Annotated in this window: 1 protein-coding gene; it reads right to left on the bottom strand. The window is 46.6% G+C overall.

Annotated features, from left to right (window positions below; genetic code table 11):
• Positions 1–28: 28 nt before the first annotated feature.
• On the bottom strand, positions 29–319 hold the full coding sequence (locus tag ACM0OZ_RS49255) for a hypothetical protein (RefSeq protein WP_414590222.1): 291 nt from the start codon (positions 317–319) through the stop codon (positions 29–31).
• Positions 320–373 lie beyond the last annotated feature (54 nt).

Raw genomic sequence — 373 nt, 5'->3', positions numbered from 1 at the left:
TAGAGGCTCCTACCAGAAACGAGTCGCACTATTTGAGTTGGTGCAGAACGCGAATGGTGCTCTTTACGGCTTTGGGAGAACCAATCAGTGTATGTTTGATGGGTTCTCTTTCTGGAGATGCTTGAGAGTTAGTTTGATTGGGGATGGGTGTATTTGGGTTGTCGGCACCGGACAAAAAGCCTTGAGTTATGGATTGCAAGGAATAATTTGCACCATCTTCCGGTGCCACTGCTAGAGCTTGCCCTTGCACGTACTGTTCCAACTTGAACTGAGCGATCGCTTGCTCGTCAAAGAAGAGCGCTTGCATTTGTGTCATCATTTATAGCGGTTCTCACTTGGCTGCAATACAATAACCACAATGTTTAAACCAGCC

The sequence above is a fragment of the Scytonema sp. PCC 10023 genome (assembly GCF_963920835.1).
In the GTDB taxonomy this organism is placed as follows: Bacteria; Cyanobacteriota; Cyanobacteriia; order Cyanobacteriales; family Nostocaceae; genus Kalymmatonema.
Note: the sequence above shows the minus strand (reverse complement) of the source record. Positions and strands in the feature narration are given on the sequence as shown.

What these genes read in the sequence shown, in the direction of transcription:
- ACM0OZ_RS49255 (WP_414590222.1), bottom strand. Translation starts at nt 319, where the DNA reads ATGATGACACAAATGCAAGCGCTCTTCTTTGACGAGCAAGCGATCGCT.